General features: G+C 73.3%; 13 protein-coding genes. 6 read left to right on the forward strand and 7 right to left on the reverse strand.

Features of this window, described 5'->3' with window-relative positions; all coding sequences use genetic code 11:
- Positions 1-94: 94 nt before the first annotated feature.
- Entirely contained in the window at positions 95-982 is an 888-nt protein-coding gene (locus tag ACIP4Y_RS02965; RefSeq protein ID WP_401386961.1) for an NAD(P)-dependent oxidoreductase, read from the reverse strand.
- 98 nt (positions 983-1,080) lie between these two features.
- Here ACIP4Y_RS02965 and ACIP4Y_RS02970 point away from each other — a divergent pair, with 98 nt between their 5' ends.
- Complete coding sequence (locus ACIP4Y_RS02970) at positions 1,081-1,428, forward strand: helix-turn-helix domain-containing protein (RefSeq protein ID WP_358635494.1); 348 nt, start codon at positions 1,081-1,083, stop codon at positions 1,426-1,428.
- A gap of 23 nt (positions 1,429-1,451) precedes the next feature.
- On the opposite strand, the gene ACIP4Y_RS02975 is transcribed toward ACIP4Y_RS02970, so the two are convergent.
- From ACIP4Y_RS02975 to ACIP4Y_RS02985, 3 genes are all read right to left on the reverse strand, one after another.
- Positions 1,452-2,171 carry a class F sortase gene (locus ACIP4Y_RS02975; RefSeq protein ID WP_401386964.1) on the reverse strand — a complete coding sequence of 240 codons (720 nt, stop codon included), beginning with the start codon at positions 2,169-2,171 and terminating at the stop codon, positions 1,452-1,454.
- Between the two features lie 121 nt (positions 2,172-2,292).
- Entirely contained in the window at positions 2,293-2,802 is a 510-nt protein-coding gene (locus ACIP4Y_RS02980; protein WP_401386967.1) for a hypothetical protein, read from the reverse strand.
- A gap of 266 nt (positions 2,803-3,068) precedes the next feature.
- A complete protein-coding gene (locus ACIP4Y_RS02985) occupies positions 3,069-4,718 on the reverse strand; it encodes a M4 family metallopeptidase (protein ID WP_401386969.1) in 1,650 nt (549 codons plus the stop codon).
- Positions 4,719-4,856: 138 nt separating this feature from the next.
- On the opposite strand from ACIP4Y_RS02985, the gene ACIP4Y_RS02990 reads away from it, so the two are divergent.
- A complete protein-coding gene (locus ACIP4Y_RS02990) occupies positions 4,857-5,297 on the forward strand; it encodes a gamma-glutamylcyclotransferase family protein (protein WP_358635490.1) in 441 nt (146 codons plus the stop codon).
- A gap of 1 nt (position 5,298) precedes the next feature.
- Here ACIP4Y_RS02990 and ACIP4Y_RS02995 read toward each other — a convergent pair whose 3' ends face one another.
- The 3 genes from ACIP4Y_RS02995 to ACIP4Y_RS03005 all read right to left on the reverse strand — a co-directional run bounded on the left by ACIP4Y_RS02995 (position 5,299) and on the right by ACIP4Y_RS03005 (position 9,202).
- Positions 5,299-6,165, reverse strand: a complete 867-nt coding sequence (locus ACIP4Y_RS02995; RefSeq protein ID WP_401386972.1) for an arylamine N-acetyltransferase — start codon at positions 6,163-6,165, stop codon at positions 5,299-5,301.
- Positions 6,166-6,221: 56 nt separating this feature from the next.
- Complete coding sequence (locus ACIP4Y_RS03000; protein WP_401386975.1) at positions 6,222-8,408, reverse strand: molybdopterin oxidoreductase family protein; 2,187 nt, start codon at positions 8,406-8,408, stop codon at positions 6,222-6,224.
- A gap of 116 nt (positions 8,409-8,524) precedes the next feature.
- Positions 8,525-9,202: an ElyC/SanA/YdcF family protein gene (locus ACIP4Y_RS03005; RefSeq protein ID WP_358635484.1), complete on the reverse strand. Its 678-nt coding sequence runs from the start codon at positions 9,200-9,202 to the stop codon at positions 8,525-8,527.
- A 152-nt stretch (positions 9,203-9,354) separates the two neighbouring features.
- Between ACIP4Y_RS03005 and ACIP4Y_RS03010 the strand changes: the two genes are divergently transcribed.
- The 4 genes from ACIP4Y_RS03010 to dnaG all read left to right on the forward strand — a co-directional run bounded on the left by ACIP4Y_RS03010 (position 9,355) and on the right by dnaG (position 14,821).
- The gene (locus ACIP4Y_RS03010) at positions 9,355-10,143 is read left to right on the forward strand and encodes a sirohydrochlorin chelatase (RefSeq protein ID WP_401386977.1); all 789 of its coding nucleotides are present in this window, start codon (positions 9,355-9,357) and stop codon (positions 10,141-10,143) included.
- A 59-nt stretch (positions 10,144-10,202) separates the two neighbouring features.
- Positions 10,203-11,477, forward strand: coding sequence for a deoxyguanosinetriphosphate triphosphohydrolase (locus ACIP4Y_RS03015; RefSeq protein ID WP_401386980.1), 1,275 nt, complete (start codon positions 10,203-10,205; stop codon positions 11,475-11,477).
- A 104-nt stretch (positions 11,478-11,581) separates the two neighbouring features.
- Positions 11,582-12,847 carry an NAD(P)/FAD-dependent oxidoreductase gene (locus tag ACIP4Y_RS03020; RefSeq protein ID WP_401386983.1) on the forward strand — a complete coding sequence of 422 codons (1,266 nt, stop codon included), beginning with the start codon at positions 11,582-11,584 and terminating at the stop codon, positions 12,845-12,847.
- Between the two features lie 69 nt (positions 12,848-12,916).
- Positions 12,917-14,821: a DNA primase gene (gene dnaG / locus ACIP4Y_RS03025; RefSeq protein ID WP_358635476.1), complete on the forward strand. Its 1,905-nt coding sequence runs from the start codon at positions 12,917-12,919 to the stop codon at positions 14,819-14,821.
- The last annotated feature ends 154 nt before the right edge of the window (positions 14,822-14,975 follow it).

The raw sequence follows: 14,975 nt of genomic DNA on the forward strand, positions 1-14,975 counted from the left end.
CCCGGACGTTACCCGGCAGCATCACCTCTGTTTCCCGGGAGGAACGCTGCCCTCAGCGAGGCGGCACACCCGGTGTGAGGGGACGGAGCTGTGGTCAGCGGGTGCGGAGCAGGTCCACCAGGCCGGTGGTGTCCTCCGTGGCGTGGCCCGCCGCCAGGCGGTCGCGCATCAGGTGCAGGAAGGGGCTGATCAGTTCGGCGCTCACGCCCTGTTCCGCGGCCGTGCGCAGCAGCGTTTCGCTGCCGGCGACCTGCATCGCCAGGTTGGAGACGACTCCGGTGGTGTAGTCGCCGGACGTCAGCCGTCCGGCCGTCTCCTCCGCCATGCCGGCCATCGCGTTCAGCCAGGGCACGAGCAGCGCGGCGAAGTCCTGGGGCACCACCTCCGTCCCGCGCAGCAGCGCGAACGCGTGGGTGATCCCCGCGAACATGCCGTACATCCCGCTCAGCAGCGCCACGTCGTGCAGCGCGGCGAGACCGGGGTCGGCGCCGACGTACTCGGTGCCGGCCGGGACGGCGAGGGTGTCCCGGTGCTCCTCGAACAGCTCCTGGTGGCCGCTGTAGAGCACGAAGGCGCCGGGCGCGCCGATCATCGGCGGTACGGCCATGATCCCGCCGTCCAGGAACCGGGCGCCCCGCTTCTCGGCCCAGGCGGCGCGCTCCCGGGCGTCGGCGGGGGTGCCGGTGGTGAGGTTCACCAGGTCGCGGCCGGCCAGCTCGGCGGAGTCGAGGGCGGTGCCCACCGAGGCGTCGTCCAGCAGGCAGGCCACCACGAGCCGGTTCGCGGCCACCGCCTCCGCCGCGCTCCCCGCCGCCACCGCGCCCTCGGCGGTCAGCGCGGCCGTCCGCCCGGGCGTGCGGTTCCACACGGTCAGCGGATGCCCGGCGGCGAGCCAGGCCCGCCCGAGCGCGGTGCCCATCGCACCGGTGCCGAGCAGGGTCAGGGGAGTACGGGGCGCGGAGGAAAGGGAGTCGTCGGTCATGGCGACTAGGCTCCCCCGTGGAGCCGCCGCGCAGAAGTACGTACTTCCAAGTGGGTGGTTACCAGCGGGAAAGCGTGCGGGTCGGAAGGGGGAGGACCATGCCGGTGGGACGGCGGCCGGGGGCGTACATGTGCGGGACCGACGCGGCGATGGACATCATCGACGGCAAGTGGAAGGTGTCGATCCTGTGGGTGCTGGGCGAATGCGGCACATGCCGCTTCGGTGAGCTGCGCCGGCAGCTGCCCGGCGTCACGGAGAAGGTGCTCGCCGCGCAGCTGCGCGAGCTGGAGGCCGACGGTGTGGTGCACCGCGAGGAGTACGACGAGGTGCCGCCGCGCGTCGAGTACGCGCTGACCGAGAGCGGCCTCCAGCTGAACGAGGCGCTGGAGCCGCTCGGCAGCTGGGGCAGGAGGCACGTCCTGGGCGGGGCACCGGCGCCGCGCTGAGCCGTCCGGGGCCGCACCGGCCTTCAGCGGCTGCCGGTTAGATGGGCGAACACCACCACGTTGCCCTGGTAGCCGGTGGTCCTGGAGTAGCCCCCGCCGCAGGTGATGACGCGCAGTTCGGGGCGGGGGGCCGCGCCGTACACCTTGTCGTCGGGGAAGTCGTGCGCCGAGTACACCTCCACCGCGTCCACGGTGAACACGGCCACCGTGCCGTCCCGGCGGTCCACCTCGATGCGGGCGCCCCGCTTCAGCGCGCCCAGGTCGTAGAAGACGGCGGGGCCCTCGGTGTTGTCGACGTGCCCGGCGACGATCGCGGTGCCCGTCTCGCCGGGGGTGGTGCCGGCCTCGTACCAGCCGGCGAGGTTCTTCTCCTTGGCGGGCGGCGCGTCCAGGCTGCCGGAGCGGGTGAGGGCCAGGCCCGTCAGGGGCGCGTTCACCCGGATCGCGGGGATGCGGATGCGCAGCGGCGGGGAGGGGGTGAGCGCGGGGGCGCCGGTCCGTTCACCGGCCGGATCCGGGCGGCCCTCGGCGGCCGCCGGCTGCGGGGGCGTGTCGGGGCGGGTGCCGCCGCCCAGCAGCCACACGCCGGAGCCGAGGGCCACGACGGTGACGGCGGCTATGGCGGTGTCGCCGAGCCGGGCGGCCCTGCCCCTCCTGCCACCGCGGCCCCGCCCGCCGCCGCCGGACCCGGCACCGTTGCCGTCGTACCGGCCGCTGCCGCCGCACCCGGCGTTCCTGCGCATGGCCAACCCCTCTCCCGGGGGCGGGCCCCCGAAGCACCCTCCCCCTCCGGGCCGCGAGGGGCGTCGGACCCGGAGGGGGCGGGATGTGCGGTACCGGCGGACGGACAGCGGAGGGTGTCCGTCAGATCCCGTCGCCTCTCGCCCGGCGATGCAGGAGCCAGGTACCGCCCGCGGCGGCGACGGCCAGCGCCGCCACACCCGCCGCGGTCTGCACGGGGTCGGGGCCCAGTCCGCCGCCGACCCCCGTCTTCACGCTTCCCCGCGGCTGCACCTGCTCGTGCGCCGCGCTCAACGCCACCACCAGATCGCCCGTCACCTGCCGGTCGCCCACGGCACACCGGGCGACGATCTCGTACGTCCCCGGCTGCGCGCTCGGCGGCACCCGGAACTGGCCGATCGCCTCGCCCTCGTGCGCACTGGGCGCCAGCATGAACGTGCCGGCACCGACCGCGCCCGCGTCCCCGGTCGCGGCGCCCGTGTCCCCGCACGCGGCCGTGTTCACCGAGACCTGACCACCGGGCACCACGGTGGACGGGTACACATCCAGACGGCCGGTTCCGGCGGCGTGGGCGGGTGCCGCGGCGGCCACGGCGAGCGCGGTACCGGCCAGCAGACGGGCAGTGCGTCGCATGGTGCTCCCCAGAGCTTGTCCGACTCGTCCAGGGGTGCGCCCCTGCCCTTCCGAGGTAAGTCGCAGTCGGGGAGATCCGCTTGCCGAGGCGGGGCCGGCAATGCGGTGAACGGGTGGCGCGAACGGCCCCCCACACGGCCTAGCCGGGAAGTGTTCCGGCAGGTCAGGACCGTGTGAGGGGCCGGGGGCGAAGAGCACACGATTGGCCTCCACCCGCCGGCCGCACCCCGTGCGCGGGGCGGCGGCCGGCCGTGGCGCCGCTCGCGTCAGGTGACGTTGACCGCGCTCCATGCGGCGGCCACCGCGTTGTACTCCGTGCTGCCCGCGCCGTAGAGGTCCTTGGCGGCGTTCAGCGTGGCCGTGCGGGCGCCCTTGTAGTTCGTCGACGAGGTCATGTAGACCGTCAGCGCCCGGTACCAGATCTTGCCGGCCTTGTCCCGGCCGATGCCGGTGACCGCCGAGCCGTTGTACGTCGGCGAGTCGTAGCTGACGCCGTTGATGGTCTTCGCTCCGCTGCCCTCGGCGAGCAGGTAGGCGAAGTGGTTGGCGACGCCGGAGGAGTAGTGGACGTCGAGGTTCCCGACGGAGGAGCTCCAGTAGTCGGCGGAACTGCCGTCCTTGGACGGCTTGTCCATGAAGCGCAGGGCCGCCTTGCCGAAGCCGGGCTTCACGATCTTCTCGCCGATGAGGTAGTCACCGGTGTCGGAGGAGTTGTTCGCGTACCACTCCACCATCGTGCCGAGGATGTCGGAGGTGGCCTCGTTCAGGCCGCCGGACTCGCCGGAGTAGGTCAGCGCGGCGGTCTTGGACGTGACGCCGTGCGTCATCTCGTGCCCGGCGACGTCGAGGGCGACCAGCGGTCCGAAGGTGGTCCCGTCACCGTCGCCGTAGGTCATGCAGAAGCAACTGTCGTCCCAGAAGGCGTTGTTGTAGTTGCTGCCGTAGTGGACGCGGTTGTACGAGCCCTTGCCGTCGCCGGCGATGCCGCTGCGGCCGTGGACGTATTTGTAGTAGTCCCAGGTCTCGTTGGTGCCGTACTGGGCGTCGACGGCGGCCGAGGCGCGGTCCGCGGTGGTGCCCGTGCCCCAGTGGTTGTCGGCGTCCGTGAACAGGGTCGCGGGGGCCCGGCTGAAGCAGATGCCGAAGAAGCACAGGTCGGTCTTGCCCTCGGCGTCACCGGTGTAGGTGTTGCCGCGCGTCGGGTCCTTCAGCTGGTACGACGACCCGGACTGGGTCGACTCCAGCGGCACCGTCCCGCTGTACAGGGACGTGCCGTCGCCGGTGGCCGTCTCGATGCTGTCCCAGGCATCGATCTGCGCGCCGGTGCGGGCGTCGGTCAGCACGGTGCGGGCGACGGGGTTGCCGAGCGAGTCCAGGCCGACCGCGTTGGTCCGCCAGGCCAGCCGGGGGCTGCCGTGCAGGGCGTCGACCACCAGCTCCGGCTTGGCCTTGACCTGCTTCAGCCTGTCGCCGAGGTTGGCCGCGCGCAGGGCGTTCACGGCGAGGCCGGCGGCCTGGGGGCCGGACACCTTCGGGGTGACGGAGGGCACGGAGATGGCCTGCCGGGTGGCGCGGTCGGCGCTGCGGTAGGCGCCGTCCGGGGCCAGGTGGACCACGAAGTCGCCGCCCAGGACGGGGAGTTTGCGGTAGGTGCGGTCGTAGCGGACGTGCTGGGTGCCGTCCTTGTCGACGATCACGTCCCGGACGCCGGTGTCCTGGGCGGAGGTGAGGCCCAGGGTCGAGGCGTGGGCGATCAGGGCCGACGCCGCGTTCTCGATCGCGGTGGCCCGGGTCGGTCTGCCGTCGGCGTGGGCGGCGGGGGAGAGGCTGACGGCCAGCAGGGTCGCGGTGGCGAAGGCGACGCCGGCGGTGGCTGTGCGACGGGTTCCTCGGACGTGCTGCCGTATCCGGCTCATCTGTCTCCTCGGGAAGGCGCCAGGCTAGGCGTGGGGGTGGCGCTCGTGTCACCGAGATTTAAGTGGCCATGACATGTCGTGTCCATAGCCTCTTCATGGAGATGTGTGGGGAGCCGGCGGGGGTACAGAATCGTTTCCGTGATCGCCGAGGACCCCCGCGAGGACTTCCGCCCCCTGCCCTTCTTCGTCTACGGCACCCTCCGCCCCGGCGAGGTCAACCACGATCTCTTCCTGCGCGGCCGGAGCCTCGCCGAGGAACCGGGACACCTCGCCGGTGCCGTGCTGTACGACGGCCCCGGCTACCCCTACGCCGTCGAGGAACCCGGCGGAACCGTGCGCGGGGAACTGGTGACCGCCCGGCCGGAGGCGTACGAGGAGCTGCTCGCCGCCCTGGACCGGCTGGAGGAGTACGTGCCGGGCGACCCCCGCAACCTCTACGTCCGCGCGGCCCGGGACGTCCGCCGCGCCGCCGGCGGCACCGTCCGGGCCTGGGTGTATCTCGCCGCCCCGGGGGTCGCCGCCCGGCTGCGGGCCACCGGCACCCGTATCGCGGACGGCGACTGGCTCTCCCGCCGCTGACTCAGCCCAGCAGGGTGAGCCCCTCGGGCACGTCGATGCCGAACTCCTCCACCGCCAGGCGGCGCGCCTCCGACTCGTCCGTCAGCGTGCGCTCGGCCACCGTGCCGTCGGCGAAGGTCTCGGTGAACCGGGCGCCGTCCAGGGAGAGATGGCGGTCGGCGGTGGTCCGCTGGAGGTAGGGGCGGCGGGTGAAGGGGGAGCGCGGATGGGTGCCGACGAACCAGTTGAACACCTCGAAGTCGGCGGGGGCGAAGGGCTCTTGCGTGAACGCGTACTGGCCGGACCAGCCGCCGCTGTCCGCGGCGTACGCCTGCAACTCCCAGAGTTCCAGCGGTCCTTCGTGCGGCAGCCGTACCAGCCGGTGCCGGCGTCCGGCGCCCTCGAACTCGGTGCCGGTCACCAGCGGCACCGGCAGCAGCAGCGCGCCGACCGCGCCGAAGCCGACGTCCGCCAGCCACGGCTGCGGCTCGCCCGCCACCTCGACCCGGAGCATCGCGTGCGTCCGCGGCCGGCTCTCCGGTGTCTCCGCACCCACCACCACCCGGCCGGCCAGCGGGCTCACCCGGAAACCGAGCGCCTCCAGCGCCAGCCGGAGGAGGGTGTTGTGCTCGTAGCAGTAGCCGCCGCGCCGGCCGTGGACCATCTTGGCCATCAGGTCGGCGGGCGCCAGGGAGGGGGCCGCGCCCTGCACCGGGTCCAGGTTCTCGAACGGCAGCGACAGCGCGTGCGCCAGGTGCACGCCGCGCAGGGTGGCCAGGTCGGCCCGCCGTCCGCCCTTCCAGCCGATGCGGTCGAGGTAGGCGTCGAGGTCGTACGGCCCGCTCCGTCCGCCCTGCCCGTTCCGTGCGGTCTGCTCGATGTCGGCCATGTACCGAACCTATGCGAGCCCCGCCGGCCGTGCCGCGTCCGGCGGACCGAACCGCGCTACTTCCCTGGTCCTAGGACCTCCACCCGCACCGCGCACGACTTGAACTCCGGCATCCGGGACGTCGGGTCCAGGGCCGGGTTGGTGAGCGTGTTGGCGCGGCCCTCGCCCGGCCAGTGGAACGGCATGAAGACGGTGTCCGGCCTGATGGCACTGGTGATCCGCGCCGGCGCCACGGCCCGGCCGCGCCGGGACACCACGGCCACGGGGTCGCCCTCCGCCGCGCCCAGCCGGGCCGCGAGCCGCGGGTGCAACTCCACGAACGGCCCGGGTGCCGCCGCGTTCAGCTCCGCCACCCGCCGGGTCTGCGCCCCCGACTGGTACTGCGACACCACCCGCCCGGTGGTCAGCACCAACGGATACTCGCCATCCGGCTCCTCCGCCGTCCCCCGGTACACCACCGACACGAACCGGGCCCGCCCATCGGGCGTGGCGAACCTGTCGAGGAAGAGCCGGGGGGTACCGGGGTGGGCCGCGGGGTGGGTGACGAGGGCGGTGTCGTCGTCCGACGCCGGGTCGTCGGGGAGCGTGTCCAGGATCTCGTCCTCACCGGCGTCCGCCCCGGCCGCCGCCCCCGCCGGTTCCTCCGGGCAAGGCCAGAAGACGCCGTTCTCCTCGGCCAGGCGGCGGTAGGTGATGCCGGAGTAGTCGGCGGGGCCGCCGGCGCTGGCGCGGCGGAGCTCCTCGAAGACTTCCTCGGGGTCGGTCGGGAAGCCCTTTTCCACGCCGAGGCGGCCGGCCAGCTCGTGGAGGACGTAGAGGTCGCTGTGGACGCCGGGCGGGGGAGCGACCGCCTGGCGGCGCAGCAGCACGCGGCCCTCCAGGCTGGTCGTCGTGCCCGTCTCCTCCGCCCACTGGGTGACCGGCAGCACGACGTCCGCCAGCTGCGCCGTCTCGGACAGCACGACGTCGGCCACGGCGAGGAAGTCCAGCGAGCGCAGGCGCTGCTCGATGTGGGCCGCGCGCGGGGCCGAGACCACCGGGTTGGAGCCCATCAGCAGCAGCGCCCGGACGTCCGTACCGAGGGAGTCGAGGAGTTCGTACGCGCTGCGCCCGGGCCCGGGCAGGCTGTCCGGGTCCACGCCCCACACGCCGGCCACGTGCGCCCGTGCCGCCGGGTCGTCCAGCTTGCGGTACCCGGGCAACTGGTCGGCCTTCTGGCCGTGTTCGCGTCCGCCCTGCCCGTTGCCCTGCCCGGTCAGACAGCCGTACCCGGACAGCGGACGGCCCGCCCGGCCGGTGGCCAGGCACAGGTTGATCCAGGCGCCCACCGTGTCCGTGCCCTGGGACTGCTGTTCCGGCCCGCGCGCGGTGAGCACCATCGCCGCCTCCGGCTCGCAGAACATCCGTACCGCCTGGCGCAGTTGCGGCACCGGCACCCCGGTGATCCGCTCCACGTACTCCGGCCAGTGCGCCATCGCCGCGGCCCGGGCCTCCTCCCAGCCGGTGGTCCGCTCCCGGATGTACTCCTCGTCCGTCCGACCCTCGGCCACCACCAGGTGCAACAGGCCCAGCGCGAGCGCGAGATCGGTGCCGGGCCGGGGGGCGAGGTGCAGATCGGCCTGCTCGGCGGTCCGGGTCCGGCGCGGGTCGACGACGATCAGCGTGCCGCCGTTCTCCCGCAGCTCGGTGAAGAACCGCAGCGACGGCGGCATGGTCTCGGCCGGATTGGACCCGACGAGGATCACGCACCCGGTCTTCGGGACGTCCTCCAGCGGGAACGGCAGCCCCCGGTCCAGGCCGAACGCCTTCGTGCCGGCCGCCGCGGCCGACGACATGCAGAACCGGCCGTTGTAGTCGATCTGCGAGGTGCCCAGCACCACCCGCGCGAACTTGCCGAGCGTGTACGCCTTCTCGTTGGTCAGCCCGCCCCCGCCGAACACCCCGAGCGCGTCCGCGCCGTACCGCTCCCGGGTCGCCGAGAGCCGCTCGGCGATCCGGTCCAGCGCCTCCGTCCAGCTCGCCTCCACCAGCCGGCCGCCGTCCCGCACCAGCGGCGCGGTCAGCCGTACCGCCGGGGACAGCACCTGCGCCGCCGTACGGCCCTTGCCGCACAGCGCGCCCCGGTTGACGGGGAAGTCCGGGCGCTCGGTGACCTCGACGCCCCCCTGGGGCAGGGGCGTGATGTTCATCCCGCACTGCAAGGCGCAGTACGGGCAGTGGGTGGGCGTCGAGGTGTTCTCCATACCGCCCAGCGTGCGTCCGGAGTGTTACGACCCCGTGTCGCATCCGGTTACACCCCCGGCACGGCGACCTCCCCGCGCCGCCCCGCCCGCCGTGAGGCCGCCGTCACCGCCCGCCGTCACCTCCCGGCGGCCAGCGCCCGCGCCACCCCCGGCTCCTTCGGCCCCAGGAACCGCGGGTCCGGCCGGAACACCGCGTCCAGCGCCGCCTTGCCCGCCGCGAACACCTCCCGCGTCCCGCCGTAGTACCAGGTCGCGTCGTGTTTCGCGTCGACCCCGACACCGTACGAGTCCACCCCCGCCGCCTCGCACAGCGCCACCGCCCGCCGGATGTGGAAGCCCTGGCTGATCAGCACCGCCCGGTCCACCCCGAAGATCTTCTTGGCCCGGACACAGGAGTCCCAGGTGTCGAACCCGGCGTAGTCGCTGACGATCCGCGCGTCCGGCACCCCGTGCCGCGTGAGGTACGCGCGCATGGCGTCGGGCTCGTCGTAGTCCTCCCGGCTGTTGTCCCCGGTGACCAGGACCACCTTGATGCGCCCCGCCCGGTACAGCTTCGCCGCCGCGTCCAGCCGGTGCGCGAGATACGGCGACGGCTCGCCCTGCCACAGCCCGGCCCCGAACACCACCGCGACATCGGTGCGCGGCGCGTCCGCCGTCGTCCGCAGCCGGTCCGCCGTGGACACGTACAGCCAGGTCACCGGCAGCAGCGCCAGCACACACCCGGCCATCACGGCCTGCACCAGCCGCCGCTGCCCGGTCCGCGTGCGCGGCCATCGCGGTCGACGGATCCTCATACGGCCCCCAGTGATCGCTCCCGAGGAAGGAGGACGCCACCGGCGCCGTTCCGGTTCACCTCACATCGCGCGTCCGTACGAGGTGAACCCGCGGAAAATACCCGTGACGGCCACGCAACGGGCGCGCAACGTCCTCCGGTCAGGATCGTTGCATGACGGCGTCGATCCCCCTCAGCACCCGCAGCCGGCTGGTCTCCCCGCCCGGCCGCCGCCGCCCGGGCCCGCCCGCCCTCGTGCTGGTCGCCCACGGCAGCCGCGACCCCCGGGCGCTCGGCACCGTACGGTCCCTCATGGCCCGGGTCCGTGAGCTGCGCCCCGGCCTCCCCGTCCACCTGGGCCACATCGAGCTGAACGAGCCGCTGCTCACCGACACCCTCGCGGCCCTGGGCACGTCCGACGCGGTCCTCGTGCCGCTCCTGCTGAGCCGCGGCTACCACGTCAGACAGGACATCCCCGAGATGGCCGCCGCCGCAGCCGCCCGCACGCGCCTGGCCGCCCCGCTCGGCCCGCACCCGCTGCTCGTGGAGACCCTGCACGCCCGCCTGCTGGAGGCCGGCTGGCCCACCGCCATGGACGACGCCGCGCGCCGCGAGACCGCGGTCGTCCTCGCGGCGGCCGGCTCCCGTGACCCTGACTCGGCCACGGACACCCGCCGCACCGCCCGCCTCCTCGCCGCCCGCCTGGGCGTCCCGGTGGTCCCCGCGTACGCCTCGGCGGCGACCCCGACGGTCCCGACCGCTCTGCGCGCCCTGGCGGCAAGGGGCCGCCACAGGGTGGCGGTGGCGTCGTGTTTCACCGCCCCGGGCCGCTTCGCGACCCAGTGCGCGCACACAGCGCCGTGGATCGCCTCGGCCCCCCTGGGAGCACACGAGGCGATGGCGCGCCTGGTCCTCCACCGCTACGACCAGAGCCTGTCGACGAGATCGGCCGAAGCCGCCTGACGCACCCGCACCCGCCGGCGGAACCGAACCCGGCACACGATTGGGCTTACTGTCGAGCCATGGAAGGCACCGCACTCTCCACGGCATACGACCCGACGTCAGTCGACCGCTGGGTTCCCGAACCCGACAAACGCCCCGGCCGCACAGCCTTCCAACGCGACCGCGCCCGCATCCTCCACTCGGCCGCCCTACGGCGTCTCGCCGGCAAGACGCAGGTGGTGACCCCGGGCACCCGGAGCCAGGTCTGGGACCCCAGCCCCCGCACCCGCCTCACCCACTCCCTCGAATGCGCCCAGGTGGGCCGGGAGCTGGGCGCCGCCCTGGGCTGTGACCCCGACCTGGTCGAGGCGGCCTGCCTCGCCCACGACCTCGGTCATCCCCCCTTCGGCCACAACGGCGAAACCGCGCTGAACGAGTTCGCCGACGACTGCGGCGGCTTCGAGGGCAACGCCCAGTCCCTCAGGCTCCTCACCCGGATCGAGCCCAAACGGTTCACCGAGGACCGCTCCGTCGGCCTGAACCTCACCCGCGCCACCCTCGACGCCGCCACCAAGTACCCGTGGCCGCGCGGCACGCACCCCACCGACCCGGCCTCGCGGAAGTTCGGCGTGTACGAGGACGACCGCCCGGTGTTCGACTGGGTTCGCGCCCACGCCCCCGGCACCCGGACCTGCTTCGAGGCACAGGTCATGGACTGGTCCGACGACGTCGCCTACTCGGTGCACGACGTCGAGGACGGCCTGCACGCCGGCCACATCGACCCCAACTGCCTGCACGCCGAGCCGGAACGGCAGGCGGTGTTCCAGGTCGCCGTCGGCCGGTACGTCCCCGCGGACACCGACCCGGCCGAACTCGCCGCCGCCCTGGACCGCCTCCAGGAGGAGGAGTGGTGGCCGCACGGCTACGACGGCAGCGCGGTCGCCCAGGCCCGCCTGAAGGACGCCACCAGCCAGCTCATCGGCCGGTTCTGTCTGGCCGCCGAGGGCGCGACGCGCTTCGCGTGGGGAACCGGCCGGCTCACCCGCTACGGCGCCGAACTCGTCGTACCCCGCGAGACCCGCATGGAGTGCGCGGTGCTCAAGGCGGTCGCGGACCGGTACGTGATGCAGCGCGCCGAGCAGGAGCGGCTGCGCGCCGACCAGCGGGTGATCGTCGCCGAGTTGGCCGAGGCGCTGACCGCCCGCGCACCCGACGGCCTGGACCCCCAGTTCCGGGCACTGTTCGACGCGGCGGACGACGACCGGGCGCGCAAGCGGGTGATCGTCGACCAGATCGCCTCCCTCACCGACGCCTCCGCGCTCTCGCTGCACGCGAGACTTACGGGGCATATGTGAGAGGAACATGACCGGCCGTGGCCTGATCGGGTCACACCCTCTTCCCGCATCACGCTGCGTGCGGGACGCTCGCATGTGGCGGCACCCTTACGAGGAGGCATCAAGTGGTCGACGCGGATCAGACATTCGTCATCGTCGGAGGCGGTCTCGCCGGTGCGAAGGCGGCCGAGACGCTCCGCGCGGAGGGCTTCAGCGGCCGGGTGATACTGATCTGCGACGAACGCGACCACCCGTACGAGCGCCCGCCGCTGTCCAAGGGCTATCTGCTCGGCAAGGAGGAGCGCGACAGCGTCTTCGTGCACGAGCCGGCCTGGTACGCGCGCAACGACATCGAGCTGCACCTCGGCCAGACCGTGGACCGCATCGACCGCACGGCGAAGACGGTCCGCTTCGGTGACGACGGCACGCTCGTCCGCTACGACAAGCTGCTGCTGGTCACCGGCGCCGAGCCGCGCCGCCTGGACATCCCCGGCACCGACCTGGCGGGCGTCCACCACCTGCGCCGCCTCGCGCACGCCGAGCGCCTCAAGGGCGTCCTGCACCACCTCGGCCGGGACAACGGGCACCTGGTGATCGCGGGCGCCGGCTGGATCGGCCTGGAGGTCGCGGCGGCGGCCCGCGGGTACGGCGCCGAGGTCACGGTGATCGAACCGGCGCCGACCCCGCTGTACGGCGTCCTCGGCCCCGAGCTGGGCAACGTCTTCGCCGAGCTGCACCGCGAGCACGGCGTCCGCTTCCGCTTCGGGGTGCAGCTCACCGAGATCGTCGGCCAGGACGGCATGGTCCTGGCGGCCCGCACGAACGACGGCGAGGAGCACCCGGCGCACGACGTCCTCGCGGCGATCGGCGCGGCCCCGCGGATCGCCCTCGCGGAGGCGGCGGGCCTGGAGATCGCCGACCGGGCGCACGGCGGCGGCATCGTCGTCGACGAACGGCTGCGCACCTCCGACCCCGACATCCACGCGGCCGGCGACGTGGCGTCCTTCCCGCTCGGCCTGTTCGACGCCCGGCTGCGGGTGGAGCACTGGGCGAACGCCCTGAACGGCGGCCCGGCCGCGGCGCGCGCGATGCTCGGCCAGGAGGTCGCCTACGACCGCGTGCCGTACTTCTTCACCGACCAGTACGACCTGGGCATGGAGTACAGCGGATGGGCGCCGCCGGGGTCGTACGACGAGGTGGTGATCCGCGGTGACGCCGGGAAGCGGGAGTTCATCGCGTTCTGGGTGCGGGAGGGACGCGTGCTGGCCGGCATGAACGTGAACGTGTGGGATGTCACAGAGCAGATCCAGAACCTGATCCGTTCCCGGGCCCAGGTGAACATCGAGGCGCTCTCGGACCCGCACGTACCCCTCGCCGGCCTCGTCTCCTGACCGTCTCCCGACCCTCTCCCGACCGCGACGGGCACCGGGACTGTCACAGCACCCCCGTAGAATTCACGCGTGGCAGGACGGATCAACGACGAGGACGTGAAGGCGGTACGGGACGCGGTCCCGATCGACGCCGTGGTCTCCGAGTACCTCCAGCTGCGCAACGCGGGCGGCGGCAACCTCAAGGGGCTGTGCCCGTTCCACGACGAGAAGTCGCCGTCCTTCCAGGTCAGCCCGAGCAAGGGACTCTTCCACTGCTTCGGCTGCCAGGAGGGCGGCGACACCATCACCTTCGTGATGAAGGTGGACCACCTCTCCTTCTCGGAGGCGGTCGAGCGGCTGGCCGCACAGGCCGGCATCACACTGCGGTACGAGGAGGGCGGGTACAACCCGGCGCACCAGCGCGGCGAACGCATCCGCCTGGTCGAGGCCCACAAGATCGCCGCGCAGTGGTACGCCGAGCAGCTCGCCACCAGCCCCGAGGCCGAGACCGGCCGGATCTTCCTCGCCGAGCGCGGCTTCGACCAGGCCGCCGCCGTCCACTTCGGCGTCGGCTACAGCCCTCAGGGCTGGGACCACCTCACCCGCTACCTGCGCGGCAAGGGCTTCACCGACAAGGAGCTGATCCTCTCCGGCCTGTCCCAGGAGGGCCGCCGGGGACCCATCGACCGGTTCCGGGGCCGGCTGATGTGGCCCATCCGGGACATCGGCGGCGAGGTCGTCGGCTTCGGCGCCCGCAAGCTGTACGAGGCGGACAACGGCCCGAAGTACCTCAACACGCCCGACACGGCGATCTACAGGAAGAGCCAGGTGCTGTACGGCATCGACCTGGCGAAGAAGGAGATCGCCAAGACCAGCCGCGCGGTGGTGGTCGAGGGCTACACGGACGTCATGGCCTGCCACCTCGCCGGAGTGACCACCGCGATCGCCACCTGCGGTACGGCCTTCGGCGGCGACCACATCAAGATCCTCCGCCGCCTCCTCATGGACAACGGCTCGGCCCGCGTGATCTTCACCTTCGACGGCGACGCGGCCGGGCAGAAAGCCGCCCTGCGCGCCTTCGAGGACGACCAGAAGTTCGCCGCCGAGACCTACATCGCGATCGCGCCCGACGGCATGGACCCCTGCGACCTGCGACTGGCCAAGGGCGACGAGGCGGTCGCCGACCTGGTCGAACCCCGCACCCCTCTCTTCGAGTTCGCGCTCCGCCAGATCGTGAGCCGGTACGACCTGGACACCCCGGCCGGCCGGGCCGCCGCCCTGGACGAGGCCGCCCCGATCGTCGCCAAGATCAAGAACAGCGGCGCCCAGCACGAGGTCGCCGTCGAACTGGCCGGCATGCTCGGCATCCTCGACACCCAGTTCGTCGTCCGCCGGGTCGCCCAGCTGGCCCGCTGGAACCGCGAGGGCAAGGGCCCGCAGCAGCAGGGCCGCTCCCGGCAGGCCGAGCACCAGTGGACCGAGGCGCCGCGCCCCGCGAGCTCCGGCCCGGCGCTGACCCTGCGCAACCCGGTCTTCGCCGCCGAACGCGAACTGCTCAAACTCGCCCTGCAACGCCCCGAACTGGTCTCCCCGGCCTTCGACGCCTACGGCATGGACGAGTTCACGGCCCCGCCCTACGCCGCCGTACGCCGGGCCATCGCCGAGGCGGGCGGCGCCGAGCACGGCGTCCCGGACCCGCAGGAGTACCTGGTCCGCGTCCGCGAGGCCGCACCGGACGACACGGTCCGCGCCATGGTCACCGAGCTGGCCGTCGAACCGATCCTGCGCCGCACGGTGGACGAGACGTACGCCGGTACGGTCCTCGTCCAGATCCGCCGCCGCGCCGTCGAGCGCCGCATCCGCGACATCCAGTCCCAGATGACCCGCCTGTCCACCACCGGCGACCCCGCCCAGCTGGCCGCCGTGCAGAACGAGCTGTGGGTCCTCCAGCAGTACGACCAGGCCCTGCGGGAGCGGGGCGCGGAGGCGCTGTAAGGCAGGCCGGCCCTCTTCGCGGGGCTGCTCGGGCGGGACGATGCCCCCACCTCGACACGGCTCGGTGGCCCGCAGTTGCCCGTCGCATAGTCCAGCGGGACGAGTACCGGCCGGTGACGGACCGGACGCAAAAAGTCACCGCACGACCCTCGTG

Source organism: Streptomyces sp. NPDC088810, assembly GCF_044750305.1.
Classification (GTDB): Bacteria; Actinomycetota; Actinomycetes; order Streptomycetales; family Streptomycetaceae; genus Streptomyces.

Excerpts from the sequence above, each read along its gene's own strand:
- ACIP4Y_RS02965 (WP_401386961.1), bottom strand. The coding sequence starts at position 982 with ATGACCGACGACTCCCTTTCCTCCGCGCCCCGTACTCCCCTGACCCTG.
- ACIP4Y_RS02970 (WP_358635494.1), top strand. The coding sequence starts at position 1,081 with ATGCCGGTGGGACGGCGGCCGGGGGCGTACATGTGCGGGACCGACGCG.
- ACIP4Y_RS02975 (WP_401386964.1), bottom strand. The coding sequence starts at position 2,171 with ATGCGCAGGAACGCCGGGTGCGGCGGCAGCGGCCGGTACGACGGCAAC.
- ACIP4Y_RS02980 (WP_401386967.1), bottom strand. The coding sequence starts at position 2,802 with ATGCGACGCACTGCCCGTCTGCTGGCCGGTACCGCGCTCGCCGTGGCC.
- ACIP4Y_RS02985 (WP_401386969.1), bottom strand. The coding sequence starts at position 4,718 with ATGAGCCGGATACGGCAGCACGTCCGAGGAACCCGTCGCACAGCCACC.
- ACIP4Y_RS02995 (WP_401386972.1), bottom strand. The coding sequence starts at position 6,165 with ATGGCCGACATCGAGCAGACCGCACGGAACGGGCAGGGCGGACGGAGC.
- ACIP4Y_RS03000 (WP_401386975.1), bottom strand. The coding sequence starts at position 8,408 with ATGGAGAACACCTCGACGCCCACCCACTGCCCGTACTGCGCCTTGCAG.
- ACIP4Y_RS03005 (WP_358635484.1), bottom strand. The coding sequence starts at position 9,202 with ATGAGGATCCGTCGACCGCGATGGCCGCGCACGCGGACCGGGCAGCGG.
- ACIP4Y_RS03010 (WP_401386977.1), top strand. The coding sequence starts at position 9,355 with ATGACGGCGTCGATCCCCCTCAGCACCCGCAGCCGGCTGGTCTCCCCG.
- ACIP4Y_RS03015 (WP_401386980.1), top strand. The coding sequence starts at position 10,203 with ATGGAAGGCACCGCACTCTCCACGGCATACGACCCGACGTCAGTCGAC.